This window comes from Rhizobium sp. K33, from assembly GCF_056501445.1.
Genome location: NZ_CP096479.1, coordinates 108,129 through 133,056 on the forward strand (window position 1 = coordinate 108,129; position 24,928 = coordinate 133,056).

Sequence of the window (24,928 nt, forward strand, 5' to 3'; positions counted from 1 at the left end):
GATCAATGACCTCACTTATTTTGTGTACTCCAAAGGTGCTGCTGCAAAACACTCCAGAGGAATGGCTTGAAGCTACTGGCGGTGATGCCGTGCTGTTCACTGGTATCGCCGATGCTGAAACTTCCAAAGCCGTTGAAGAGCTTGCCACTCGGGCATTCCGGCAATCTGAGTTCTTCCACAATTACGAGCATAGCGAGTTGATCGAGCCGTCAGCGATCGATCTACATCTTCGAACGAAATTCAGTCGCGTGTTGGCCTTTTCTGAAGCAGACGTGCTCCGCGCCGCTCGGATCCGCAACAAGCTTGCGCTGCAGGGCCAAACGCCTGAAGCAGCTCAATTCTTCCGAGACAAGATCTTGATGAAACGCAGAGCTTGGGAGCGCGGCGTTGACGTTCCCCGTTTCGAAGAAATCACAAGTGCCACCGACCTTACAGAATTCATCTCCGCACACGGCTTGCCTGTCGTGGTCAAACCATTCGATGGCCGCGGCTCGTCAGGCGTCGCGGTTCTCTCTACCGAGCAGGATGTGGTCTCCTTTCTAGAGAGCGGTGCGTCCAGTACGCACCGATACACGGTCGAGCAGTTCGTGCAAGGAGAGATGTTCAGAGTCGACGGGCTCTACGTCGACGGCAGCCCAGTGGTTATTCATGCAGCCCGTTATCTGAAGGACTGCCTCGCATTTATCCGAGGAGAGACTATCGGCACTCATAGCCTTGATGCCGGCAACCCGCTCGTCGGAAGGATTGAAGAATTCACACGATACCTGCTGGAGAAAGCTCTTCCTTTCCCCGCGACATCGATTTTCCATCTTCAAATCTTTCACACGCCTGATGATCGACTGGTACTTTGTGAAGTGGCCAGTCGTCTGGGAGGTGGTGTGATCAACGAGGAAGTGCTGATTGCGACGGGCGTAAATATGAAGATGGGATACGTCAAAGCCTCGATAGGTGGCGGAGATACATTAGAACGTCGCGCTGCAAGGGACTTCCGGCCAACGGCGCGCATAATCATACCACCCAAACATGGTGTTCTAGAGAGCCTCCCCTTGGCTGCAGAACATGACTGGATCGACATCTACAAACCTTACGGTGTCGTCGGTCGCCGTTACGGCGGCGCATCCATGACAAATGCCGAAGTGGCCAGTTTCGTCTTTGGCGGCGAGAATGAGGAAGAACTGAGATCGCGGGCGCTAGACCTGGATAGCTGGTTCAACTCCAAAACGATGTGGGCACTATGAGCGTCTCCCCTCTGGAGGAAACTGACACCCGGCTTTGGGCGCCTCTGTACAATGAGCGCTTCAGATCGCTTTGGATCGCCAACGGCATTTCAAACCTCGGCACCTGGATGCAGGGCATGGGCGCCGCATGGTTGATGGTTCAGTTAAGTTCTTCATCCCAGATGGTGGCGTTGATCCAAACCGCGATGACGCTGCCAATCTTCCTGCTCGTCGTACCAGCCGGAATTCTCGCGGACCGATTTGATCGCCGATCTTACCTTCTCGCCACGCACGTCGCAATGGCTATTGCCGCCTTCGGCCTCAGCATAATCATAGCCCTGGAAGCGGTGACTCCCAGCCTACTTCTGTTGGGCACATTTTTGCTGGGATGCGGCGCGGCCATGACGATGCCAGCGTGGCAAGCGGCAACATCCTCTTTAGTCGAACCGACGGAAATACACAGCGCGGCAGCTCTGAACGGCATGAGCTTCAATTTTGCCAGGACCGTAGGGCCTGCCGTAGCAGGCCTCATCGCTCAGATATCGGCCATTTCCCTGATATTCTGGATGAACGCAGCTTCGTATCTTGCTCTCATCTTCGTATTTTGGAGGTGGCGTTCAACGTCAGCTAACGCGATCACAGGACCAAAGGCGCCCAAAAAGAGCAGGTCTCTCGGGTTTGGCCACATCTTGCAACACGAGCGCTTCATAGCACTGCTTGTACGGACCTTTCTCATTTTCTTTGGCGCAAGCAGCATGTGGAGCCTACTTCCCGCGTTCGCTGGGCTCGAGCTGCACATGAATGCCTCGTCCGTTGGCCTCTTGATGGGCACAATTGGAGCAGGTGCTATCGTTGGAGGCATGCTGCTGCCCTCACTCAAAGCAAGAGTTGGCATAGACCGTCTGACGCGTATTGCTGCCGCACTGCTAGGCTTTGCGCTAATCCTGGCAGCCTGTAACGTGAGCTACTTCGCGCTCTGGCTCGCCATGGTGTTAACGGGAATGGGATGGGCTTTCATTGTTTCCGGGCTGAACGGAACGGCACAGGCTACGTTCCCCGTCCAGATCCGCGGCAAAGCAATTTCGGTCTATCTCATGGCTATGTATGGTGGCACCACGTCAGGCAGTTGGACCTGGGGATTGATATCCACATCTTATGGCGTCCCGTACACATTCGTTGCAGCAGCCACAATGTTGCTCATATGTGCCTGGGCATTGAAACGATTGTCGATCGCCTGAGCGGACATCGTCTCCGCCTTGAAGGGAATCGAACCGTTGACCCAGCGTCCTTTTGCCAGACATTTGAAATCTCACCAAAAACTTGACCTGTCTAAATCGTCCAGTTTCGCGGCGCCTCGGACCGATAGAATTGGGTGAGGTGCTTCCGAGAACGGGAATTCTTACACCAACCGGCCGGTTTACCGTCGATGCATCAACGGGTTTACTGCCCTCACTGCAGCTCTCCGCCCACGGGGTTCTCAAGCGCAGATCGCGTGGCGGCGGTCTCCTTCCTCCTCTTGGTGAGCTCGATCTTGAAGTCTTCGAGCACCTTCAGGTCTGATGCCATCTCGTCCGGGGACGGCTGAGGTATGTCCCTGCCCGCGGACATGTCGTGGCCCGACCGTTCCGATGCGCGCTTCATTGCGAAGAAGATGGTGCGGTAGTCCTCGTCGGTGACGGTCACTTCTTTGAGTCGCCCCGTCATCACGTCCGGCACAAACCTCACAACGGTCTTTGCTAGAACCACCTCCTCCACTGCCCGCTCCCATGATTCGCGCAAGTCCGAGTAAAAGTCTTTCGCTTGTCGCCTGTATTCGTCAGTGTCAAATTCGGTCACCGACTTCAGTGCTTTCGCGCGGTTCCGGAGCGTTTCGATCCGTGCGTTCAAATCCGCGACCCACGGCTCGCTGTTCTCGCGGATCACGCCGAAGCCCTCGGACTGGGTCTTTGCAACGACCGTCTTGATCAACGGCGCGGCATCCCCGGCTCGAGCTGCCTCCGAGGCTACTTCATTGAAGAATACCAGGTTGTGCGTGAAGATAATGACCTGTCGCCCCTTTCTCGCTTCAGCAACGAGACGTTGGGCTACCTTTCTGATGCGAAGATGATCGAGAGAGGATACAGGGTCGTCGACGATGATGCCGTATCGCGCGTCGTTGCCTCCGATCTCTGCGAGGAAGCACGCCAAGGCCAATGCTCGCTGCTCCCCCTCAGAGAGAACTTGATTGTTCTTCACAGTGCCGGCGCCTTTCAAACCCACCGAGAAAAGGCTCTTGCCGCCCGAACTAGAGTCACTAACCTTGAAGGGAAGGTGGATCAAATCAAGCGCGCGAATTTCCTCGGCTATCCGGCGTTCCAGCTCCTCGGTTACAAGCTGCTTACGAAGAGCGGTGATCTGCATCGATATAGAGCGCGTCGCCACCTGTGCTTGGCAGCTCGCCAGCAACCTCTGCTCCGTCACATCCCTAAGACGCTGCAGGACGATCTCAAGGTCATTAGCGAGTTTCACCCTATCCTTGAGTTCAGCGAGCCGCACCCGCATAGTGTCTAGCACTTCTGTGTGTGAGGCACCTTGCTGGAGTAACGCAGCCTCGTTCTCAAGGAGGGCGAGTTCGGCGGTGATCGTCGCGATGAGCGCGGCAACGTCTGGAGCGGGCGCCGGATTCCCACACCCGTCCAGCAGCGAGGAACGCCTGGCCTCGAACTCCCCTAACACCTTAACGATTTCGGCAACCGTAGACGCACGTTTGGCCGCGAGCTGTCCGTATCCAGTCAGGCTCTCCTCCACGACCGCTAACTCAGGCACCTTGACTTGCTCAACCTGCGCCAAAAGGGCCTTCAGAGCATTGCGTGCACCGTCAGCACGCTTAGTGGCCGCTCCACTTATAAAGTCGTTGAAGCGGGCAAGCCTGGCGGCGCCGGGCGAGGTAAGCGGCTCAAGACACAATAGGCAGAGATCGCCGGGTGCGTCCGGCAGGCGCTCGGGAGGTAGCCCTGCTCCCGCAGCCGCAAATTCGCGCGCCGCCTCAAACAGAATGCGCCATGTCGTGCTACCGACGTTAGCGACCGGTTCGTCGGCGAAACTAGCGGATGCCGCAATCCTTTCAGCTTCTATCGCGTGGACAAGTTCCTGCGAGGCCGATGCGATTGCGGCGCCAACCGTCTCCGATAACGCGTTATGAAGGCTAGCCAGCACTTCCCACACGCGCTTTAGCACTGCGGCGGCACGGCGCCGCGTGGCCGCCAAGGCGACGGGGTCGGCTGCAAGTTCGGCCTCCAGTCTGGCGAGTTCCGTCAGTTCCGCATCGGAGAGTTCAGACAGGTTGCGCAGATCTTCTTCCGTCGGCAGTGAAGACGCCTTCGGGTCAAGACTGCGGAGCGTAACGGAGACAAGGCTACCTTGCGTGTAGCCGGCAGGTAGTGGAACGCGAAGTCGCGCTAGTAGAACCTTCTCGTCTGCGGAGAACCTCGCGGCCATCCGCTGGCACAGTTCCCCATGATGCTCAAGGATTGCAAGCTCGCGCGGCAGATAGGCGATCCTGTTTTCGCTGTCCACGTATAACTGGGCGTTGTGGCTGTCGAAAACAGAGATCTGGCGGAGCTGCGGGGGCGCAGGGGTACCGGGATCCCACTCTATTTCCGTTACCGCGTCGTCGCCAACTTGGTAGCGGACCTGCACCCGCATCGGCCCGCCGCCAGCGTCGAAGACGTTCCCCCGCAGCTGATCCGCAGTCAGACTGCGGCATAGGCGCTTTGCGATGCGTGTGTATCCGCTCTTCCCGCTCCCGTTCTCCCCATACACTAGTGTTATGCCCACTGCGGCCATGCGCAGCTTCTGTCCACCGGCAAGTCGGTCGATATTACGAACAGGACCGAGTTGCGCCAGGACGGTCCGGCGCGTGTCTCCAGAGATGGTTCCAAGATGCGAGGCGTCAATGGCAGTCAACGTGTGAGTCGACGAATTAGACCTAACCGCGGCACGCACGTTGTCCAAGATGCAGTCCGCATCCGCTTGCCCAACGGAATAGTCCGTCGCGATGGCGATCCGCCGCAAACTGTCCTTAACCCAATCGGGCTGCTCTGCAGCCCAACTCATCAAATCCTTCGCCATTTCCTCTCCTGTGTGAGGCCGAAGTGCTTGCGTCCTCCGGCTGACAATCGTGACGAACGCCTCGAGTTTGGCTGGAGTAGAGAGAGCCTTGAGCGTCGGGCGTGTTGGGCGAACATTCAACCATCTCTGGCTAGAGGCAGTATTCATGTATCCCTAAGATGCTTGCGCAATCTAGATCTAGTTATGAGCTCACTTTTCTCGAGAACTAAACGAATATTATGAAGCTAAGGCTGCCAATCCTTCATCTGCAGCACGTTTCCGCCGAGCTTCTGAAACGCACGCTGGCGACAGGAGAACACGATAATCTGCTGGTCTCGAGACTGCCTGTGGAGTGCGTCGAACATCTTCTCGATACGGTCGTCGTCCGAATAGACCAGCGCATCATCGAGAATGACAGGGGCAGGCCGGCCGTCACGTGCGAGAAGCCGTGCAAACGCCAGCCGGGTCAGGACGGACAACTGCTCCCGCATTCCACCGCTCAGGCGATCGACATCCTCTTCCTGACCATTGCGCAGAATAGTCTGGGGTAGAAGCGTCTTGTCATCGAAGGTGATTGAGACATCGTCGAAGAGCAGTCTTAGCAGCGGTCCGAGCTCAGCCATGACAGGCTTGAGGTAGAGTTCGCGGGCCTCAGACCTGGCATTTTCCAGTGCAACAGTCACACGCTGGAGGACAGCCACCTCCTTCTCGAATGCCGCCACCCGCGCGATCACCGCGGTAAGTGTCTCCGAAGTCTCCCGCCACTTCTCTTCTACGGCTTCGTCGGATTGTGCCCGGATCTCTGCGTTCAGGCCGGCCATGGTCTCCCGTAGTGTATTCATCTCCTTGTCGACCGCAGCTTCCATCGAGCGGGCACGGGTCAGCGCCGCCTCTATAGACGCGAGATCACCGGCATCTTCGCCCAGTTTCAGGGCTCGCGCCTCAGCCTCCGAAAGCGATTGATCCAGATCGGCCAGCGTGGCCGACAATGTGCGTTCGCGCTCTTCACGCGCTTCCTCCGGCCCAAGGATCAAAGCCAACTGTGCCTGATCGGAAACCAGAGACGCCAATCGTGTCTCCGCGGCGACGAAGGCGTCATCGGCACGAGCCTGATCAGGCTCCACTTCACGGAGCGCTAGACGCGCCTGCTTGCGGTGTTCTTCGGCTTGTGCCAGCGCGGCGCGAAGCAGCGCCGGATCCTCATCCAGGTCGAGACCCTCAAGGCTGATCGTTCTACCTGCTTCGACTTCCTCTCTGAGTTTCGCCAGGCCCTCTGGAGCAATGAATGACAGCCGGTCTTTCGATCCCCGCAGGTCAGCATCGGCCTGCTGTGCCCTGGCCTGCCTGTCTCGCGCTGCAAAGAGGCTATCGACGCCCATTGACGCAAGAAGGGCGGTTCTTGCCGCTTCCGCCTGCACCAGTTGGTTGTCGCTCCGACTGGGGCGGTTCGAACGCAAGGTAATTGTCCCAATTCCTGCGACTTCAAGTCGAGCATGTCCGTCGTAGGTCCGGTCTTCGCCATCTACCAGGGGCTTGCCGTCGAGGGTCACCATTCCGGCTGTATCGGCTTCGTAGTGGATTGAGACTGACGGGCGAGCGGCCTCATCGATGGCACGCAGCTTGGCGATTTCGACTTCGCATGCTTGCAGTTCTTCGATGGACTTAGTCGGTATTTGCAGAAGTGCGAGTTGAGCCTCACCCTCTTCAATGCTCTGACGTAGCTTCTCCGCCTCGGCCAATCGCTGCTTCAGGTCGGCCAGACGCTTGTGGGCTTCGTGTGCCTTTGTTGCGGCGTCGAAGCGGGTTAGCCGCTCGCGGAGGCCCTGCTCCTCAGCCTCCGCGAGATCCACGTTCTCGCGTGCCTTTTCGATCGCCTCGGACACCTCCCGGCGCCGCTTTATCGCCTCAGCCCTATTGATCTCTGCAGAAGATAGACTGCTTTGCAGAAGGACCGCCTTTCCCAGTGCTTCGGTGAACGCTTTGAGCTCCCGCTCTGCTGCGTTTCGCCTTTCGCGAACAAGCTTCAGTTCCGCTTCTGCCGTCTTCAGTTTTTCGTTCTGCGCCTTGGCCGCATCGAACTTGCTCTGAGCTCTCTGAATGGCCGCCTTGCGCTCTTCTCTTTCCGCAGGGCTGTCGAGTTCGACAAGTCTCGCCGCTGCGTTTGCACGTTGGTCCAGCGCTTGGCGCAATCGGGTTACCTCGGCTGCCAGCCGCGCCTCAGCCGCGACGAGCCGATCTCGTTCCTCAATCGCAGCTGCATAGCGACCGCCAGCCTTTGGTCTGCCGGTGGCCGTGACCATGTCTGACAGGGCTTCTTTCGCGGCCGCCATGATGTCGGCCATCCGGCGCCCGCCGGTGACAGCCTCCACCTCGCCCTGGACGGATTCGAGCAGGCTTTGGCGGACCTGCTTTTCTCCTTCCTCCTCGGTCCGGCTTCGCTTTTCCATGCCCGTAATGCCCTGGCGCACCCAAAGGAGGCCTGCAGGTCCGGAGGTCCCTCCCCTGATCAAGCTGGTGATGAAGTTCTCTGCCTCATCTGCCTGGGCGACGAGACGGCCGGATCCAAGATCCAGCACACGGGCTGATCGCCCACCATAATACTGCTTGGTAATTCGGAAGCTGCCCTCGCCGGTCGAGATATCCGCTTCGACCAACGGGTTCCCACCGCTATAGGGGCGCAGTCTCTGTACATCGCCCGGGGTGCCGGAATGAGGTTGGAAGAAAAGTGCATGCAAGGCTTCAAAGCTCGTGGACTTGCCGTACTCGTTGGCGGCGCAAAGCACGTTCACGCCATCTCCAATGCCTTCGATGGCAACGCCGCGGCCGCCAAACCGTTTGACGTTGAAAAGGCGCAGGGCTGAAATCTTCATGGCGTGATCGCCTGAGTATAGGAGTAGAGGCGCATCAAGGCCGCTCGCGCGATCTCACGCTCAGACAAGGGACGACGTTCATCCGTAGACTCGGCAAGGAGAGCATTGGCAGCTTCACGCAGGGCGCCGCCACGATCGATCTGGTCCAGGTCTTCCAGCTCGCATTCTGTGACCAACCCATCCTGGTCTAGCTCCAGAAAAGCGAAATCCGGAACTGCCCTTTCAACGGCGGCGACAAGCTCAGCGCGCGCTGCAAGGCGAGTATGCCCAGTTGCCACCACCCGGATCAGCGAGCTCCTACGTTCCCTTAAAGCCGGAAGAAGAGAATTGAGAGCAACCTCTGGGGCGTCGCCCTCAAGCAAATGAAGATCAAGGCTTCGCCAAGCGAACGTTGCCGTGGGCAAAACCTGGATTTCGGGTAGCATCGAGGGACCGGGAATCGTGACCAGAAGAGCTGTGCCTGGCGCATCATGCTTGAAACGGTCCGGCTCTGGCGCCCCACAATAATGGGTACGCTGGTCCACACTGACCGAACCGTGCCAGTCGCCAAGCGCAAGATAGTCGAGCCCTGCACGTCTTGCCCGATCTGGTGCAATGACCTCGGAGGTGGCCCCCTCTTCTGAAAAACTGCGAATGGCTCCATGAGCCAGTGCAATCCGCAGCGTCCCATCGCTCGTGGCTTGACCGTCCATCCACTCCGTCAGGTCTCGGCCAGGCCGGCGCGTCGTGCACGGTGCAGGGAACAGGACGGCACCGCTCGCCAATTCGATCGGCCGGGGCTCGACCGCAAGCACGACGTTTTCGGGTGCTTCTGCCTTCAACGTGGTCCACAGTTGAGAGGACTGCAAGGAATCATGATTACCTGGCAAGATCACCCATCTGATCTCGGGATCATGCGCCATCTCGGCAAAGGCCTGGCGTCGCACGTGCGGTGCCGGCGTCTCGGTATCGAAGGTGTCTCCTGCGAGCAGCACCGTTGTCGCGTTTTGCTCGCGAGCGTGTGCAGCCAGCCGATTGATCACGTGGTGTCTTGCTTCGCGCAAGCGGCTGGGCAGGTCACCCTCGAAGTTGCCGAAACGCTTTCCGAGATGGAGATCGCTGGAATGAATAAATCGAAACATGACCACCGGATGTTGAGAGGCACACGAGTATCTGCCCCGTTATGTTCACCCAAGTCTATCTCATTCTTTCCAGCGATGGCCATTGGTTTGAGCGAGTGGTGGCACCAGTCGACATGTCAAGCGAAGCTCCAGGCCTCAAGCTGGCCAACAACCCGGATGAGCGACAGTGGCAACGATGGCATCGAACGCTTCTTTGGCCTACTCTGCTTCGGGCGGGAGTGAGAAACTGGTTACAACGCAACCGACGACCTTCACCTTCCATCGGCACTCGAGTGAAATTTCTTAACGCCAGAACATCGGGTTTCTTTTATGTCACGCAACGCGCCGCACCGCCATCACTACGTTCCACAAATGGTGCAGCGAAACTTCGCCAACGCGAGCGGGGGGCTATTCTTCTGGTGGCGGGGCATGCCGATTGGAGAGGTGCGGGTGTCAAAGCCGGCGAACCTGTTCGTCGAGGACAACTTGTATACACTTGTTGATGAAAACGGTGTACGCGACCATTCGATTGAATATTGGTTTGGTCGATTGGAAAGAGCTGTAGCGCCGTTCATCCAGGAGTTGCTCGTCAAAGTGCGGGCTGGGGTGACGCCGATCATGCATCGAACGCATTTGGATTTGTGGCACACCTACGTTTACCATGCACAGAAGCGCACTGTGGCCTGGCATCAACGATTTCTCACTCCGGAAGACCTGCTGGTCGTCGTGAAGGAAATTGCTTCAGAGCAGCAGTGGCATGAGCATATCCGGCGTTGGGAGAAGGACCCGAAGGATGCTTTGCGCGAGATGAACAACGCGCGCATTGCTTCGCAGGTGACTCCGATGCCTGACGAAATGTTGCAAGAGTTCCGAAGCATGGGGCTAGCCATTTACATAGCACCCGCAAGGACTTCATTCATTCTCGGAGACGATATGCGCGGAGATGCGCTTCTCAGCCCGCGCTGGGTTCAGTTCATGCCAATCGCGCCTGATGTTGCTGTAGGATACTGCGATGCTCCTGGCGTGCGTATGGAACGTCTAACAGCCATGGACGTAAGGCGAATGAACGAAGCGATGACGAAGCAGTCGTATCTGATTGCTGGCCGATCGGAGGCGCAGATCGCTTCATTGTCACGAACCCCCTATGCTCCTCCCGAGATACTGAAGAGCTGGCTTGATCACCGACAGGTGCCCGCGCAATGAAGAACCAGCTGTGAATTTGGTGAGATTCATTTGCTGTCTGTGACCACGATGGGCATGATGAGGCGCATCAAGTGTTTCACGCACTGCAGCAGTAGTTTCAGCGATATGTTTGTTACCGCGTTTTGGTTTTGATGAGAAGCGAACTACAGACCTTTACTTTTGGGGCCTATCAAATTGGCGAATTTCTCCATAATTCAGAAGCTTAATCGGTAAGTTCTCGCCCAATTGCTCCGCCGCCCGCACCCTTAGATGGTCAAGAACATATGGTATCATCGCCTGCCTTGAATCAATCTCGACTAACATTCTGCCTTCACGTTGGCTCATCCCGAATTCTCGCGCGGTGACGAGCTTCTGACCTTCGGAGAGGTGGTCGGCGAGCCCCACGATTATCCTGGCACGGTCATGCCAATTCTTGTCGCGAGGTAGATCTCGAATTTGATTGATGAATGTTGAGCTCAGTATTCGTGCGAGAGCGAAGTCACGATAATCGGCATGCCGTTCATCCCAACCTCGCACTAGCCATCGGTGCCCTGTAAGAATCAGAGCTCGCGGCCAGAAATCTCGCTTGACGGAATTTGGCGTGCTCATTGACTGATACTCGATTGCTACGCCCTTGCCGGAGGTAATTGCTCGGCAAACCAACGCAAGAGTGTCTTTCTCGATGGCGGTCGGAAGCGACTTGACGGTGTCTACCGGCGGAAGAAACCCCAACAGCCTGCCGCGGTCCTGGTCTGGAAGCAACGCCGTTGCCCCGATTGTGGCAAGCACCATCGACGCAGTCTCATCAGCGAAAATGGGCTCGAATTTGTCGGTAGGGCGGAAGCATCTCTCAGTTACATCGTAGGTGAGATTACGCGGCGCGATTTCACGGTATCTCTGAAAATCCAGCGTGACATTACTGACGCTGACATCGAATGCCGCCGCCACGGCGCGACGTCCAACCTGCCCCGTCCAGATGGCTGATCTTTCTATAAATTGCAGCCGCCGTAGCTGATCAGCCGTAGGCAACTCACCGGCACGCTTGCGCGGCCGCCCTCTGCCCTGCCGGTCGGCGGCATTCATGGAAGTAATCATACGATTTATAATGACAATAAGAATAAATTTGTCTATCATTATTTTAATGATATTGGCGCTTTATGCTCTCGCCGTTAGAAGTTGAAAAATGGATAAGCTCGCCAACTTGACTGGGCCTTGGGTGGCGGATTTCGGGTATGCTGAAATCGACGGTGCCATGGTGCAAGGGACAGACGACTCCGTTGGCTTTCACCCCTTCGCTCCCGAGCTGAGGGCTATTTTCTCTTCGGATCGCGGCCTGTCGTGTGACGCGGTTTTCTGTGTCGATCGGGTGCCGACGGTTTGTCTGATTGACGAGCGGCGCCTGAGCGCCGATTCCGGCGAACGCCAACGCCAGATACGCGCGTTTTGCGAGCGCCTCTGGAACCAGAACCTGGCTCGCGTGGTGCTCGTGACAGATACGTCATCGTTGGAGGCGTGGTCTGTGGACAATCCGAACGCCAAGCCGCATCGCTACTCGATCAGTGAGCGCGAGGCCGCGCGCCAGGCCTGGTCCGTCTCTGGCCTTCTCGGCGGGGAGGCGCTGCGTGAACGCGATGCGTGGTTTGATCCGCAGAAACGCGTCGATAAGACCCTCCTAGACAGCATCTTGGTTCTAGTCGGAAAACTGGCGTCCTGCGGACTGGATCCTGCGGCGGCGAGGCGGCTTGTCGCGCGCTTGATCTTCATCACCTACCTTGAGGACCGTGACATCATTGGGGAAGCCTATCGCTCGCAACGCGGCGTGAAGCCCCTCTTCGAACTTGTGAGTGGGCGCGACCGCGCGGGCTTGCGGCACCTCATCAGCAAGTTGCGCGGCGATTTTAACGGTGACTTCCTCACGACGGCGGATAGCGAGCTCGGCTGGGAAAACCTGTCGGACGCCGCCTTCGACTGGATCGAGGGGTTTCTTAGCCGAACAGCGCTGCGCACTGGGCAAACCAGTTTCTGGCGGTACGATTTCAGTCAGATTCCGATTGAGCTGATCGCCAGCATCTACGAAACCTTCCTTGCCTCGAAGGATGAGGAGGCTGACGATCAGTCCAGTGATCAGGCAAAACGAAAGCAGGGCGCCTACTATACGCCCCGGCTGCTCGCTGACTGGGTTGTCGACTTAGCGATCGCGGACCGCAACATACTACGTGAGAAGATTTTCGATGGGGCTTGTGGGTCCGGTATGTTGCTGACAGCCGCATTTCGAAGAGTCGTCCGGGCATATGAGGTTCAGAACGCCAACGCAGGGATCGCCACTGAAGCGGATTTTGCAACTAGGCGGCAACTCCTGCTCGATCACATTTTCGGCGGAGACATCGACGAGGACGCCTGCCAACTAACTGCGTTCAGTCTCTACTTAGCCCTGCTGTCGGACCTCAACCCGCGCGATCTTTCGGTATTGCGAAATGGCGGGCACAAGCTTCCGACCCTCAGGAAGAACATCCGTCGCGGCGCCGAGGGTGATTTCTTCGGAGTGGACAGCGAAAAACACAATCGCGAGCGCTACACAATCTTCCTCTCCAATCCCCCTTGGCGGAAGCTGCGGACCAATGAGCCGGGCGCGCTAGCGATGGAGGCGTGGCGCGACAGGCAGGCGGCGCCCAAGCCCCATGTGCCCAAGCGTCAGATTGCCGCGGCGTTCGCGCTTGCCGCGGCCGATACCCTCTCGGCTGGCGGAAGGGTCGCGCTTATCCTGCCAGTGACGCCGTTCGTCTCCGGTGATCCTACTCAGCGCGATTTTCGGGCGCACCTGCTCGGCCGTTATCATATAGAAAAGATAGTCAACTTCTCCGACATGCGGCGACTGATCTTCGCCGACGCGGTCCATCCCTTCGTCGTTCTGATCGCAACAACGAGAGTTAGGGATGACCGTTTCAAGAGCATCGAGCGCGAGAGCTTCGCATATTGGACTCCCAAGACCGACATCGCTTTGGCCTTTGGTCGCTTGGCGGTCCACGGCGGCGATCGCGCCATCCTGCCGTCCACCTCGCTGCTAGAGGACGAGTCGCAGCTGGCTATCCGCTACTGGGGGAGCGAGCCAGACGTTGCGCTGCTAAAACGACTTAGGCGCCGGGGGTCTATCAAAGATCTAACGCGGAACGGCTGGGCTGAAGCGAAGGGATTTCACGCCAAGGACGAAGATCGCCGCCGGCTCCCTGAAACCTGGTACTGCGATGTTCCGCCCTGGATGGCCAAGGAAGGCTTCCTGCCGGCAAATGCACTTCCCAAGGATCTCCCATATGTGCCGCAAAGCAATCTTCGATCCTTCCCATTCGAAAAGATTGCGCGAGTGCCGGAAGAGCGATTGTTCCGGGGGCCGCGCGTCCTTTGGACCGATGGCGCTCATCCAGAGGACGGTGTCAAGGCGGTCTATGCCGATACCCCGTTTTCGTATCAACACTCGCTTGCCGTTCTCTCTGCTCCCAACACTGTCGAAGGACGTCTGACCGCTAGGTTCTTAACCGCTTATCTGCGCTCGCCAATGGGATTGTGGTTGCTTTTGCTGCTAAGCAGCAGCGTAGCGTCCGAACGTCCGAAATTGCATGTGCAGGAAGCGATGGACTGGCCGTTCTGGTCACTCGACCGGCACCCTTCGCCGGCGCGCGCCCTTGAGATCATGTTCGAGGTCGATGCGTTACTCACTTCCGTCGAGGCTGAGCATGAGTTCCTGCAGGCCGGAAAATGGCAAGACGTGCAGGAGCAGACGAACGCGCTGGTCTATCAATACTTCCAGCTCTCGCCTGACGACATCGCGCTGATCGAGGAACTATCGAAACTGGCAGGCGCGGCCCTCCAGCCGACCAGCCTCAGCCACCGGGCGCTTGCCAGGCCGCTGCGGCAGGCGCCGTCGGCTGCTCTCATGCGAGGTTACACGAATGCCCTGTCGCATACGCTCGCTGCATGGCGCGACGCCACGGGCGGATCCGGCAAAATCCATGTCGCGACCTGGACCGGACGAAGCGTTCCAATCGGGGCCGCAGTTCTGACGCTCGGTGAGCAAGAACCGTCCGATCGCCTATTCGATGACAGCATCGTCGAGACGCTCTCAAAGGCGCTCCAGCGGGTCACTTCTGAACCAATGGAAGGTCTGCTGACCATCCCCGACATCGCGATTGTAGATGGGAACCGAATATTTCTCATTAAACCACTCGTTTCACGCTTCTGGATGCGGCGCTGCGCAGTCGAGGACGCGAACCAGCTGGCCATGCAGCTACAGGCTCTTTCTAGGCGCCGGATGCAAGCATGACGCAACTCGCTGGTTTGCAGAACGACTCAGCCTGGACATATCTCGTCCGCCGTGCCCCCGCTTCCGATCTTCTGCGATATCTGCTCGAGAAATGGCGGGAATACGAACAGCTCTATTCGGGCCAGGGACAGCCTTTCGCAACTCGCTCGGAGCCCGAACTGACGGAGGGACTGACAGGGTATCTTGACGAGCAACGCGAGGCAAACGCCCAGCCATTTGATGGCGAGTTTTTTGCCGAACTACGACGTTTTGATTTGGGACCGGACGGAAAGCGTAGGGTCATCGGGCGATCGGACATCGAATGGCGGTTGCATGGCTCACCAAACTTCATTGTCGAGTTCAAGGTGATTGGAGGCGGACGTCCCGCAAAAGCCTACGTACTTGACGGCATGATCAGGTTCGTCGACGGCCGCTACGGACATCGTTCGACAGAAGGTGCCATGTGGGGCTTTATTCGACCTGGCTCGAAGGAAGGGGCATCAGATGTTGAAGCACTTATTGACTCGCACATCACCCCGTTGCGGTGTCAGGTGGACAATGGCGTTCATCGCTTTACGCCGTCAACGATTGCACCGAGCACTGCGAGCTTCGATTCTATCCATCTTCGTGATCCACACGCGCCAAACATCCGGCTAGCGCACGTTTTCGTCGACATCGCCCCACATCCGCCTTAAGCGACACATCGACATTTGGTTGGGCGGGAGCGCCTTATGGTCCGCCTCTAGAAGGAACCAGGTAAAAACCTGCTTTCTGACCTCATTCGGCGAATTGACCACCATAGAGATTGTCGCATCAGTCACTTCGCGCGATCTTTTTTGCTGGTTCAGAACTCACACTACCCCCCAGGCGCGAAACCTCCCCCTCCCCGTCATCTCGCGAAGCCCAAGCTCCTGCACAATGCGCCGCGCGCCTTGCGGCGTGACCTCAAGCGTCTTCGCCACCATGCCAGCCGAGATCAGCGGCCGCGCCATGACGAGTTCGACGAGCTCCGGCAGCCTGGATGACGTTCGCCGCCCCTCCAGTTTGCGTATCATCATCTGCCGCGCCAGCATCAACCGGTCATGCTCTTTCAGCCCCGTCTCGGCCGCGATGATCACCGCCCTTGCCATCGCCAACAACCGCGTCTCGCGATCACGATGCCGGCGCCGATCGACAGGAATGGCCTTGAGCCCCAGATTGATCGCCGCAAGGTGTCCACCGGTGGTAACGCCGCCCTCGCGCAGGATCGAGGCGGCCAGCAGCCGGCCGAGCCAGGGCGCGTGCTGGAGGACGGCGATGTCGTTCCAAGCATCGAGGGCGACGATGGCCTGAAGCACCGGCGGCAGATCCTGGGTTCGGCCGAGGACGGCCTGCCACTCCGCCAGCCGCTCGTCTTCATCCCAGTCGAGATCGTAGACGAAGGGATCCTTTTCCGGAGCGTTTTTGGCGCGCGCCGGCTTCTTCGCCTCTTCGATCGCGGCTTCCGAGCGGGCAAGCACCGCATCGATCGCGGCAAACGCATCACCCAGACCATCACTGTCGGGATCCACCGCCTCCCCTCCCCCGGCCGGAACTTCGCTTACCTGAACACTCCCCTCCGGCACCCCCTCCCCGTCTCCTCCCGATGATGCCGCGGGCCACGCCCGCCCGCGCAGCGAAGCGAGGCCTTGAGCAGAGAGAGCCCAGGCCGGGGGATGGGCGGCGATGCGACGGCGGGTTTTCAGGATGTCGCGGGCGATGGTGAGTTCGTGGGTGGGCGCGCGGATATCTCGAAGCGCATCATGCAGGACGAGGTCTTCGAGATGGACGAGTTCGCCATCGACCCAGAGCGAGGCGTGCGCATCGAGGAAATGCGAGCGCTCGAGGAAACCCTCGCCGACGGGGGAACGGGCGATGCGCTCATCGAGACGGGCAAGCGCGACGGCGGCCTCGGAGATCGGCCGCAGCAGTACCTGGAGCAAATCCGGTGGCACGAGGGATTCCTGTTTCCGGTAATTCATGATTCACTCCCGTTATGACGAAGCGCCGCCTGCCCATGGCCGAGCATGCCGACACGCTGTCGCTGAAGGCGCTGCGAGAGCTCGTGACCGGTCTGGTGGAGCGGGCTGATCGGGCAGACGCCCGAATTGAGAAGCTCGAAGCTGAAAACCAAAGACTTCGCGATGAGAACGATCAGCTCAGGCTGGAAAACACCCGGCTGAAGATCGACAACCAGCTTCTGCGCGACGAGATTGCGCGCCTGAAAAATCTGCCGCCCCGCCCACCCTTCAGACCGTCGGGCATGGAGAAAGCAACGGGTGACAAGCCACTCTCGGGCAAGGATCCCGCACCCCGGCCGCGAGGGCCGAAGAACGACACGAAGCGGGTGACGCGTGAAGAGGTGCTGCCTGCCAGTGTACCGCCCGGATCGCGCTTCAAGGGCTACAAAGACTGCTTCGTCCGGGATCTGGTGCTCAGCGTCGAGGTGGTTCGTTACCGGCGGGAGTGCTGGGTGACGCCAGAGGGAGAGACCATCACAGCACAGCTGCCTGCGGGGATAAGAGGTGGCTTTGGACCCAACCTGCGGCGGTTTTGTCTGATGCTGCATGCGCATGGGCAGGTCACGACGCAGCGAATGACGACCTTGCTCAACGACGTCGGTGTCGAGATCTCCAAGCGCCAGGTGGTGCGGTTCCTGACAGAAAGGCTGGATGGCTTTCATGCCGAGGATGCCGCCGTGCTGCATGCCGGCCTCGTCTCGGCGCCCTACGTGACGGTCGACGACACCGGTGCCCGTCACGCCAACCGCAATTTTCATACGACGCATATCGGTGGCGAGTATTTCACAGCCTTCCGCACGGCGTCCTCGAAATCGCGTCTGAACTTCCTCGCCCTGCTGCGCGGTAATTATCAGGACTATGTTCTCAACGACGCCGCTTTCGCGCTGCTGGAAGACCGCCAGGTCGACCCTGCCCTTGCTGCCCGGTTGAACACCCATGAACCGCTGAGGTTTGCCAACCGGGTGCCCTTCCTCCAGCATCTCGCCGAACATGGTATCGACATCTTCGATACGGAGACGCTTCGGCCATTTGCGGAGGCCGGCATATGGGGCGCCATCCGCCATCATGGCCTCGTTGGAAACGCGGTGATCGTCTCCGACGATGCCGGGCAGTTTCGGGTCGGTACACACGCGCTGTGTTGGGTCCATGCCGAACGGCTGCTGCAGAAACTGATGCCGGCCACGCCCGGCCAGGTGAAGCACGTCGAGACCCTGCGCGAGCTCATCTGGCACTTCTACAAGGCTCTCAAAGCCTATCGACGAAGGCCTGACCCAGCTATGGCCAAGGGCCTGCGGGCTCGCTTCGACCGGATTTTCTCCATTCGCACCGGCTATGGCGATCTCGACAAACTGCTGTTTCGCCTCAGGCGCCGCAAGCCGGAATTGCTGCGGGTTCTGGAGCGGCCGGAGATCCCGCTTCACACCAATGCGTCGGAGCGCGATCTGCGCGGCTTCGTCATCAAGCGGAAGATTTCCGGGGGCACGGTCAGTAGAAACGGACGCCAAGCGCGCGACAGCATGCTGGGCCTTTCTAAGACCTGCCAGAAGCTCGGCCTGTCGTTCTGGCACTATCTGGGTGATCGGCTGGGGATCAGCGACAAAGATCATCCTATTGCCCCGCTCGCCTCCCTGGTTGCGGCGCGTCCCTGACGAGCACCCTGCCCTCTCAGCAGCCGGTCCTGGCAGCGCGCCCAAGCCCCCGAAACTGCAGATTTTCTCGCCATTGCCACCGGATTAGCCCCGCTTACCCCGCAGCAGGTACCTGGAGCAAATCCGGTGGCACGAGGGATTCCTGTTTCCGGTAATTCATGATTCACTCCCGTTATGACGAAGCGCCGCCTGCCCATGGCCGAGCATGCCGACACGCTGTCGCTGAAGGCGCTGCGAGAGCTCGTGACCGGTCTGGTGGAGCGGGCTGATCGGGCAGACGCCCGAATTGAGAAGCTCGAAGCTGAAAACCAAAGACTTCGCGATGAGAACGATCAGCTCAGGCTGGAAAACACCCGGCTGAAGATCGACAACCAGCTTCTGCGCGACGAGATTGCGCGCCTGAAAAATCTGCCGCCCCGCCCACCCTTCAGACCGTCGGGCATGGAGAAAGCAACGGGTGACAAGCCACTCTCGGGCAAGGATCCCGCACCCCGGCCGCGAGGGCCGAAGAACGACACGAAGCGGGTGACGCGTGAAGAGGTGCTGCCTGCCAGTGTACCGCCCGGATCGCGCTTCAAGGGCTACAAAGACTGCTTCGTCCGGGATCTGGTGCTCAGCGTCGAGGTGGTTCGTTACCGGCGGGAGTGCTGGGTGACGCCAGAGGGAGAGACCATCACAGCACAGCTGCCTGCGGGGATAAGAGGTGGCTTTGGACCCAACCTGCGGCGGTTTTGTCTGATGCTGCATGCGCATGGGCAGGTCACGACGCAGCGAATGACGACCTTGCTCAACGACGTCGGTGTCGAGATCTCCAAGCGCCAGGTGGTGCGGTTCCTGACAGAAAGGCTGGATGGCTTTCATGCCGAGGATGCCGCCGTGCTGCATGCCGGCCTCGTCTCGGCGCCCTACGTGACGGTCGACGACACCGGTGCCCGTCACGCCAACCGCAATTTTCATACGACGCATATCGGTGGCGAGTATTTCACAGCCTTCCGCACGGCGTCCTCGAAATCGCGTCTGAACTTCCTCGCCCTGCTGCGCGGTAATTATCAGGACTATGTTCTCAACGACGCCGCTTTCGCGCTGCTGGAAGACCGCCAGGTCGACCCTGCCCTTGCTGCCCGGTTGAACACCCATGAACCGCTGAGGTTTGCCAACCGGGTGCCCTTCCTCCAGCATCTCGCCGAACATGGTATCGACATCTTCGATACGGAGACGCTTCGGCCATTTGCGGAGGCCGGCATATGGGGCGCCATCCGCCATCATGGCCTCGTTGGAAACGCGGTGATCGTCTCCGACGATGCCGGGCAGTTTCGGGTCGGTACACACGCGCTGTGTTGGGTCCATGCCGAACGGCTGCTGCAGAAACTGATGCCGGCCACGCCCGGCCAGGTGAAGCACGTCGAGACCCTGCGCGAGCTCATCTGGCACTTCTACAAGGCTCTCAAAGCCTATCGACGAAGGCCTGACCCAGCTATGGCCAAGGGCCTGCGGGCTCGCTTCGACCGGATTTTCTCCATTCGCACCGGCTATGGCGATCTCGACAAACTGCTGTTTCGCCTCAGGCGCCGCAAGCCGGAATTGCTGCGGGTTCTGGAGCGGCCGGAGATCCCGCTTCACACCAATGCGTCGGAGCGCGATCTGCGCGGCTTCGTCATCAAGCGGAAGATTTCCGGGGGCACGGTCAGTAGAAACGGACGCCAAGCGCGCGACAGCATGCTGGGCCTTTCTAAGACCTGCCAGAAGCTCGGCCTGTCGTTCTGGCACTATCTGGGTGATCGGCTGGGGATCAGCGACAAAGATCATCCTATTGCCCCGCTCGCCTCCCTGGTTGCGGCGCGTCCCTGACGAGCACCCTGCCCTCTCAGCAGCCGGTCCTGGCAGCGCGCCCAAGCCCCCGAAACTGCAGATTTTCTCGCCATTGCCACCGGATTAGCCCCGCTTACCGCAGCAGTACCTGGAGCAAATCCGGTGGCACGAGGGATTCCTGTTTCCGGTAATTCATGATTCACTCCCGTTATGACGAAGCGCCGCCTGCCCATGGCCGAGCATGCCGACACGCTGTCGCTGAAGGCGCTGCGAGAGCTCGTGACCGGTCTGGTGGAGCGGGCTGATCGGGCAGACGCCCGAATTGAGAAGCTCGAAGCTGAAAACCAAAGACTTCGCGATGAGAACGATCAGCTCAGGCTGGAAAACACCCGGCTGAAGATCGACAACCAGCTTCTGCGCGACGAGATTGCGCGCCTGAAAAATCTGCCGCCCCGCCCACCCTTCAGACCGTCGGGCATGGAGAAAGCAACGGGTGACAAGCCACTCTCGGGCAAGGATCCCGCACCCCGGCCGCGAGGGCCGAAGAACGACACGAAGCGGGTGACGCGTGAAGAGGTGCTGCCTGCCAGTGTACCGCCCGGATCGCGCTTCAAGGGCTACAAAGACTGCTTCGTCCGGGATCTGGTGCTCAGCGTCGAGGTGGTTCGTTACCGGCGGGAGTGCTGGGTGACGCCAGAGGGAGAGACCATCACAGCACAGCTGCCTGCGGGGATAAGAGGTGGCTTTGGACCCAACCTGCGGCGGTTTTGTCTGATGCTGCATGCGCATGGGCAGGTCACGACGCAGCGAATGACGACCTTGCTCAACGACGTCGGTGTCGAGATCTCCAAGCGCCAGGTGGTGCGGTTCCTGACAGAAAGGCTGGATGGCTTTCATGCCGAGGATGCCGCCGTGCTGCATGCCGGCCTCGTCTCGGCGCCCTACGTGACGGTCGACGACACCGGTGCCCGTCACGCCAACCGCAATTTTCATACGACGCATATCGGTGGCGAGTATTTCACAGCCTTCCGCACGGCGTCCTCGAAATCGCGTCTGAACTTCCTCGCCCTGCTGCGCGGTAATTATCAGGACTATGTTCTCAACGACGCCGCTTTCGCGCTGCTGGAAGACCGCCAGGTCGACCCTGCCCTTGCTGCCCGGTTGAACACCCATGAACCGCTGAGGTTTGCCAACCGGGTGCCCTTCCTCCAGCATCTCGCCGAACATGGTATCGACATCTTCGATACGGAGACGCTTCGGCCATTTGCGGAGGCCGGCATATGGGGCGCCATCCGCCATCATGGCCTCGTTGGAAACGCGGTGATCGTCTCCGACGATGCCGGGCAGTTTCGGGTCGGTACACACGCGCTGTGTTGGGTCCATGCCGAACGGCTGCTGCAGAAACTGATGCCGGCCACGCCCGGCCAGGTGAAGCACGTCGAGACCCTGCGCGAGCTCATCTGGCACTTCTACAAGGCTCTCAAAGCCTATCGACGAAGGCCTGACCCAGCTATGGCCAAGGGCCTGCGGGCTCGCTTCGACCGGATTTTCTCCATTCGCACCGGCTATGGCGATCTCGACAAACTGCTGTTTCGCCTCAGGCGCCGCAAGCCGGAATTGCTGCGGGTTCTGGAGCGGCCGGAGATCCCGCTTCACACCAATGCGTCGGAGCGCGATCTGCGCGGCTTCGTCATCAAGCGGAAGATTTCCGGGGGCACGGTCAGTAGAAACGGACGCCAAGCGCGCGACAGCATGCTGGGCCTTTCTAAGACCTGCCAGAAGCTCGGCCTGTCGTTCTGGCACTATCTGGGTGATCGGCTGGGGATCAGCGACAAAGATCATCCTATTGCCCCGCTCGCCTCCCTGGTTGCGGCGCGTCCCTGACGAGCACCCTGCCCTCTCAGCAGCCGGTCCTGGCAGCGCGCCCAAGCCCCCGAAACTGCAGATTTTCTCGCCATTGCCACCGGATTAGCCCCGCTTACCCGCAGCAGGCTCTGGATGGGCAATTTGGCGAGATCGTAAGACATTGAAATTATGGTAAATGATTCGTTAAGCGAAATCTATCTCTACATTTGAGTTCGCCACCTTATAGAATGCTTTAGGCCACGGCTCACCCCCGATAAGTAGCCCTTATCGGACGCTATGAGTACATGCTTGTTGTACGCTTCGATTTCGATGATAATCTGCCCTCGAAGCGCAAAACCGGAGCCAGCAATGCCTCAAACGCACTACAAGATCAGCGAGGCGCGCAAGAACTTCGCTGAGGTCCTCGATCGCGCCAATCAGGGCGAAGAGATCATCATCATGCGCGGTAATGAGATTTATGCCCGGATCGGTCCGGCAGATCCCGCCGGCAAGAGACCTTTCGGGCTTCTGGCGCGGCGGGGTCTTCCGGACGACCTGTTTGACGAGCATGATCCTGAGCAGGCCGCAATCGATGCCGGCGACTGGAACGACGACCTCGGGATCTTCCAAGGTGAAGCGGGCAACGGGGACAAGAGCTCGTGAAGCTTCTTCTCGACAGCCATGCAGTCTATTGGTGGACGATTGGTAGTGCACGACTTTCACCGAATGCGCGCTCCCTGATCGAAGACAAGCATAATGCCGTTCTCGTCAGCGCCGTCTCCTTCTATGAACTCGACAACAAGATGCGGCTGAAGAAGCTTGATCTCAAGCCGCAGGAATTGCGCGCCGCTATCACCTCCAGCGGCTTCCAGACTCTCGCCATCAGTGACTTGCATGCAGAACTTGCGGCGGCCTTCGACTGGGAGCACCGGGACCCATGGGACCGGATCCTCGCTGCGCAGACACGGCTCGAGCATTGCGCACTGATCTCGACGGACGTGGTTTTTGATGCCGTGCTGCAGGAGAGGGTCTGGTGAGGAGCAAGCTTTGAAAATTCTCGTTGACGTAAGGGAAGCGGCAGAACGGCTCGAGGAGTTGATTGACCTGGCATGTCGTGACGATGAGATCGTGATCTGCCGAGACAAAAGACCCATCGCGATGCTCACGCCGATTGCGCGGAAGATCACACCTGATGAGGATTTCCTTTCTCTGGCGGAGGAGGGTCGCAAAACTGTGCTGCCCGGCACAACCCCCGACCGTTCCGATTTTTACGATGAACACGGCCTGCCCAAATGAGTTCGGTTGATCGCCGCGTCCAGGATCTCGACACCATCGCCGCAGTCTTGCCGATGGAGCGCCGTGACGAACTGGCTGAGCTTCTGACCGACCAGGATATCGAGACGCTGCGTCACCTGGTCAACGAGGGCATGGGCGATAATACCCTTCGAGCCCTCACCTCTGATCTTGCATATCTACAGGCTTGGTCGCTGGCTACCACCGGCCGCTCGCTGCCTTGGCCCGCACCTGAAGCACTGCTTCTCAAGTTCGTCGCCAATCATCTCTGGGATGCGGAAAGGCGTCTTCATGATCCGGATCACGGCATGCCAGCTGACGTCGAGCAGAAGCTCCGCATTCAGGGATTGCTACGATCGCCAGGCCCTCATGCGCCTGACACCGTGCGGCGGCGGCTCGCGACCTGGTCGACGCTGACGAAATGGCGTGGGCTGGACGGCTTTTTCGGTTCCCCCGCCCTCAAGTCTGCAATCCGACTGGCCGTGCGTGCGACGCCGCGGCCAAGAAGGCGGAAAAGCGCCAAAGCCGTCACTGGAGATATTCTGTCCAGACTGATCGCGACCTGCAGGACGGGCAGCTTACGTGATGCCAGAGACCGGGCGATCCTGATGGTCGCCTTTGGATCCGGCGGCCGTCGCCGCAGTGAGATCGCAGGTCTCAGGTTCGAGCAGCTGCAGCCGGAAGAGCCGATTCATATTGACGGGGCCTCTCCCCTGCCCTCTCTTTCCATTCATCTCGGCCGCACTAAGACCAGCGGCCCCGACAACGATGAAGTCGTCTACCTTAGCGGGCGGCCCGTCGATGCGCTGAACGCGTGGCTTGCGGTTGCAAAAATCGACAAGGGCAGTGTCTTTAGGGCCATTGACAGGTGGGGGAATGTTTCGCGCCGGCCGCTGGACCCGAAAGCCATCAATGACATTCTCAAGCACAGGGCAGAAATGGCCGGGCTAGATCCGACGGAGTTTTCGGCTCATGGCCTGCGCTCCGGCTATCTGACTGAAGCTGCCAATCGCGGCATTCCCCTCCCAGAAGCAATGGAACAGTCCCGCCACCGATCTGTCCAGCAGGCGTCGAGCTACTACAACAATGCTCAGAGACGCAGCGGTCGTGCGACACGAATTCTCGACTGACAGCGGCCTAAGCAAGCAAGCCACAATCCGTCATCACTTGAGAAGCTGGAGCCGCACGGCGTCAAGCTGCCATATGCGTGTCTTCTGCAGCAAAGCTGTCTTCAATGGACCAGCCAAACAACCAGGCGTCGAATTTCAACTGCCACTGCACGAAACAAAAGCCGTTGTGTGCAGGCTCCGTGTGCGAAAGGGGGTTCGCACCCTTTGGAATACCCGCTTTTCGCGCGCTCATGCCACGGGTTTGCCAGTCCAGCAAAGTCTCAATCTCTGATGCCATAGCGATCCTCATGATCTTCATCAGCCAGTGCATCAACCTCAGGCTTTTCAGGTTGATACTTGAATCATAAATGATTCGTCATGAATCTAGCCCGGCGCAAAATTCTAGTCATGGAGATTTTTTGCATGCACCCC

18 protein-coding genes are annotated in these 24,928 nt (G+C 59.0%); 12 read left to right on the forward strand and 6 right to left on the reverse strand.

The window, feature by feature from the left end:
* Positions 1–5 precede the first annotated feature (5 nt).
* Both M1E12_RS22575 and M1E12_RS22580 read left to right on the forward strand, forming a co-directional pair.
* On the forward strand, positions 6–1,238 hold the full coding sequence (locus tag M1E12_RS22575) for an ATP-grasp domain-containing protein (RefSeq protein WP_479564961.1): 1,233 nt from the start codon (positions 6–8) through the stop codon (positions 1,236–1,238).
* Positions 1,235–2,455: an MFS transporter gene (locus M1E12_RS22580; RefSeq protein ID WP_479564962.1), complete on the forward strand. Its 1,221-nt coding sequence runs from the start codon at positions 1,235–1,237 to the stop codon at positions 2,453–2,455. The genes M1E12_RS22575 and M1E12_RS22580 overlap by 4 nt, the downstream gene beginning before the upstream one ends.
* Before the next feature lie 211 nt (positions 2,456–2,666).
* On the opposite strand, the gene M1E12_RS22585 is transcribed toward M1E12_RS22580, so the two are convergent.
* The 3 genes from M1E12_RS22585 to M1E12_RS22595 form a co-directional block, all read right to left on the reverse strand.
* A complete protein-coding gene (locus M1E12_RS22585; protein WP_479564963.1) occupies positions 2,667–5,327 on the reverse strand; it encodes an AAA family ATPase in 2,661 nt (886 codons plus the stop codon).
* Positions 5,328–5,551: 224 nt separating this feature from the next.
* Positions 5,552–8,176, reverse strand: coding sequence for an AAA family ATPase (locus M1E12_RS22590; RefSeq protein ID WP_479564964.1), 2,625 nt, complete (start codon positions 8,174–8,176; stop codon positions 5,552–5,554).
* Positions 8,173–9,297 carry a metallophosphoesterase family protein gene (locus tag M1E12_RS22595; protein ID WP_479564965.1) on the reverse strand — a complete coding sequence of 375 codons (1,125 nt, stop codon included), beginning with the start codon at positions 9,295–9,297 and terminating at the stop codon, positions 8,173–8,175. Before M1E12_RS22595 ends, M1E12_RS22590 begins: the two co-directional genes overlap by 4 nt.
* A gap of 309 nt (positions 9,298–9,606) precedes the next feature.
* Here M1E12_RS22595 and M1E12_RS22600 point away from each other — a divergent pair, with 309 nt between their 5' ends.
* Positions 9,607–10,479: a DUF4238 domain-containing protein gene (locus M1E12_RS22600; protein ID WP_479564966.1), complete on the forward strand. Its 873-nt coding sequence runs from the start codon at positions 9,607–9,609 to the stop codon at positions 10,477–10,479.
* Between the two features lie 153 nt (positions 10,480–10,632).
* On the opposite strand, the gene M1E12_RS22605 is transcribed toward M1E12_RS22600, so the two are convergent.
* Complete coding sequence (locus tag M1E12_RS22605) at positions 10,633–11,541, reverse strand: BrxR family helix-turn-helix transcriptional regulator (RefSeq protein WP_479564967.1); 909 nt, start codon at positions 11,539–11,541, stop codon at positions 10,633–10,635.
* A gap of 100 nt (positions 11,542–11,641) precedes the next feature.
* On the opposite strand from M1E12_RS22605, the gene M1E12_RS22610 reads away from it, so the two are divergent.
* Together M1E12_RS22610 and M1E12_RS22615 are read left to right on the forward strand one after the other, a co-directional pair.
* A complete protein-coding gene (locus M1E12_RS22610; protein WP_479564968.1) occupies positions 11,642–14,773 on the forward strand; it encodes an N-6 DNA methylase in 3,132 nt (1,043 codons plus the stop codon).
* A complete protein-coding gene (locus tag M1E12_RS22615) occupies positions 14,770–15,447 on the forward strand; it encodes a hypothetical protein (RefSeq protein ID WP_479564969.1) in 678 nt (225 codons plus the stop codon). The genes M1E12_RS22610 and M1E12_RS22615 overlap by 4 nt, the downstream gene beginning before the upstream one ends.
* 156 nt (positions 15,448–15,603) lie before the next feature.
* Here M1E12_RS22615 and M1E12_RS22620 read toward each other — a convergent pair whose 3' ends face one another.
* The gene (locus tag M1E12_RS22620) at positions 15,604–16,752 is read right to left on the reverse strand and encodes an RHE_PE00001 family protein (RefSeq protein WP_479564970.1); all 1,149 of its coding nucleotides are present in this window, start codon (positions 16,750–16,752) and stop codon (positions 15,604–15,606) included.
* A gap of 14 nt (positions 16,753–16,766) precedes the next feature.
* Between M1E12_RS22620 and M1E12_RS22625 the strand changes: the two genes are divergently transcribed.
* The 7 genes from M1E12_RS22625 (at position 16,767) to M1E12_RS22655 (ending at position 24,517) form a co-directional block, all read left to right on the forward strand.
* The gene (locus tag M1E12_RS22625; RefSeq protein ID WP_479564971.1) at positions 16,767–18,440 is read left to right on the forward strand and encodes an IS66 family transposase; all 1,674 of its coding nucleotides are present in this window, start codon (positions 16,767–16,769) and stop codon (positions 18,438–18,440) included.
* A 174-nt stretch (positions 18,441–18,614) separates the two neighbouring features.
* Complete coding sequence (locus M1E12_RS22630; RefSeq protein ID WP_479564971.1) at positions 18,615–20,288, forward strand: IS66 family transposase; 1,674 nt, start codon at positions 18,615–18,617, stop codon at positions 20,286–20,288.
* Between the two features lie 171 nt (positions 20,289–20,459).
* On the forward strand, positions 20,460–22,133 hold the full coding sequence (locus M1E12_RS22635) for an IS66 family transposase (RefSeq protein ID WP_479564971.1): 1,674 nt from the start codon (positions 20,460–20,462) through the stop codon (positions 22,131–22,133).
* A 330-nt stretch (positions 22,134–22,463) separates the two neighbouring features.
* The gene (locus M1E12_RS22640; protein ID WP_479564972.1) at positions 22,464–22,757 is read left to right on the forward strand and encodes a type II toxin-antitoxin system Phd/YefM family antitoxin; all 294 of its coding nucleotides are present in this window, start codon (positions 22,464–22,466) and stop codon (positions 22,755–22,757) included.
* Positions 22,754–23,131 (forward strand): type II toxin-antitoxin system VapC family toxin, encoded by a 378-nt coding sequence (locus M1E12_RS22645; protein WP_479564973.1) that lies wholly within the window; start codon positions 22,754–22,756, stop codon positions 23,129–23,131. The genes M1E12_RS22640 and M1E12_RS22645 overlap by 4 nt, the downstream gene beginning before the upstream one ends.
* 10 nt (positions 23,132–23,141) lie before the next feature.
* Entirely contained in the window at positions 23,142–23,390 is a 249-nt protein-coding gene (locus tag M1E12_RS22650; RefSeq protein WP_479564974.1) for a type II toxin-antitoxin system Phd/YefM family antitoxin, read from the forward strand.
* Positions 23,387–24,517: a site-specific integrase gene (locus tag M1E12_RS22655; RefSeq protein WP_479564975.1), complete on the forward strand. Its 1,131-nt coding sequence runs from the start codon at positions 23,387–23,389 to the stop codon at positions 24,515–24,517. Before M1E12_RS22650 ends, M1E12_RS22655 begins: the two co-directional genes overlap by 4 nt.
* Before the next feature lie 61 nt (positions 24,518–24,578).
* Here M1E12_RS22655 and M1E12_RS22660 read toward each other — a convergent pair whose 3' ends face one another.
* Positions 24,579–24,794 carry a CrpP-related protein gene (locus M1E12_RS22660; protein ID WP_162750604.1) on the reverse strand — a complete coding sequence of 72 codons (216 nt, stop codon included), beginning with the start codon at positions 24,792–24,794 and terminating at the stop codon, positions 24,579–24,581.
* Positions 24,795–24,928: the final 134 nt, after the last annotated feature.

Bases quoted from the DNA above. Each gene is read 5' to 3' on its own strand.
- M1E12_RS22575 (WP_479564961.1), top strand. From the start codon at position 6: ATGACCTCACTTATTTTGTGTACTCCAAAGGTGCTGCTGCAAAACACT.
- M1E12_RS22580 (WP_479564962.1), top strand. From the start codon at position 1,235: ATGAGCGTCTCCCCTCTGGAGGAAACTGACACCCGGCTTTGGGCGCCT.
- M1E12_RS22585 (WP_479564963.1), bottom strand. From the start codon at position 5,327: ATGGCGAAGGATTTGATGAGTTGGGCTGCAGAGCAGCCCGATTGGGTT.
- M1E12_RS22590 (WP_479564964.1), bottom strand. From the start codon at position 8,176: ATGAAGATTTCAGCCCTGCGCCTTTTCAACGTCAAACGGTTTGGCGGC.
- M1E12_RS22595 (WP_479564965.1), bottom strand. From the start codon at position 9,297: ATGTTTCGATTTATTCATTCCAGCGATCTCCATCTCGGAAAGCGTTTC.
- M1E12_RS22600 (WP_479564966.1), top strand. From the start codon at position 9,607: ATGTCACGCAACGCGCCGCACCGCCATCACTACGTTCCACAAATGGTG.
- M1E12_RS22605 (WP_479564967.1), bottom strand. From the start codon at position 11,541: ATGAATGCCGCCGACCGGCAGGGCAGAGGGCGGCCGCGCAAGCGTGCC.
- M1E12_RS22610 (WP_479564968.1), top strand. From the start codon at position 11,642: ATGGATAAGCTCGCCAACTTGACTGGGCCTTGGGTGGCGGATTTCGGG.
- M1E12_RS22615 (WP_479564969.1), top strand. From the start codon at position 14,770: ATGACGCAACTCGCTGGTTTGCAGAACGACTCAGCCTGGACATATCTC.
- M1E12_RS22620 (WP_479564970.1), bottom strand. From the start codon at position 16,752: ATGAATTACCGGAAACAGGAATCCCTCGTGCCACCGGATTTGCTCCAG.
- M1E12_RS22625 (WP_479564971.1), top strand. From the start codon at position 16,767: ATGACGAAGCGCCGCCTGCCCATGGCCGAGCATGCCGACACGCTGTCG.
- M1E12_RS22630 (WP_479564971.1), top strand. From the start codon at position 18,615: ATGACGAAGCGCCGCCTGCCCATGGCCGAGCATGCCGACACGCTGTCG.
- M1E12_RS22635 (WP_479564971.1), top strand. From the start codon at position 20,460: ATGACGAAGCGCCGCCTGCCCATGGCCGAGCATGCCGACACGCTGTCG.
- M1E12_RS22640 (WP_479564972.1), top strand. From the start codon at position 22,464: ATGCCTCAAACGCACTACAAGATCAGCGAGGCGCGCAAGAACTTCGCT.
- M1E12_RS22655 (WP_479564975.1), top strand. From the start codon at position 23,387: ATGAGTTCGGTTGATCGCCGCGTCCAGGATCTCGACACCATCGCCGCA.
- M1E12_RS22660 (WP_162750604.1), bottom strand. From the start codon at position 24,794: ATGGCATCAGAGATTGAGACTTTGCTGGACTGGCAAACCCGTGGCATG.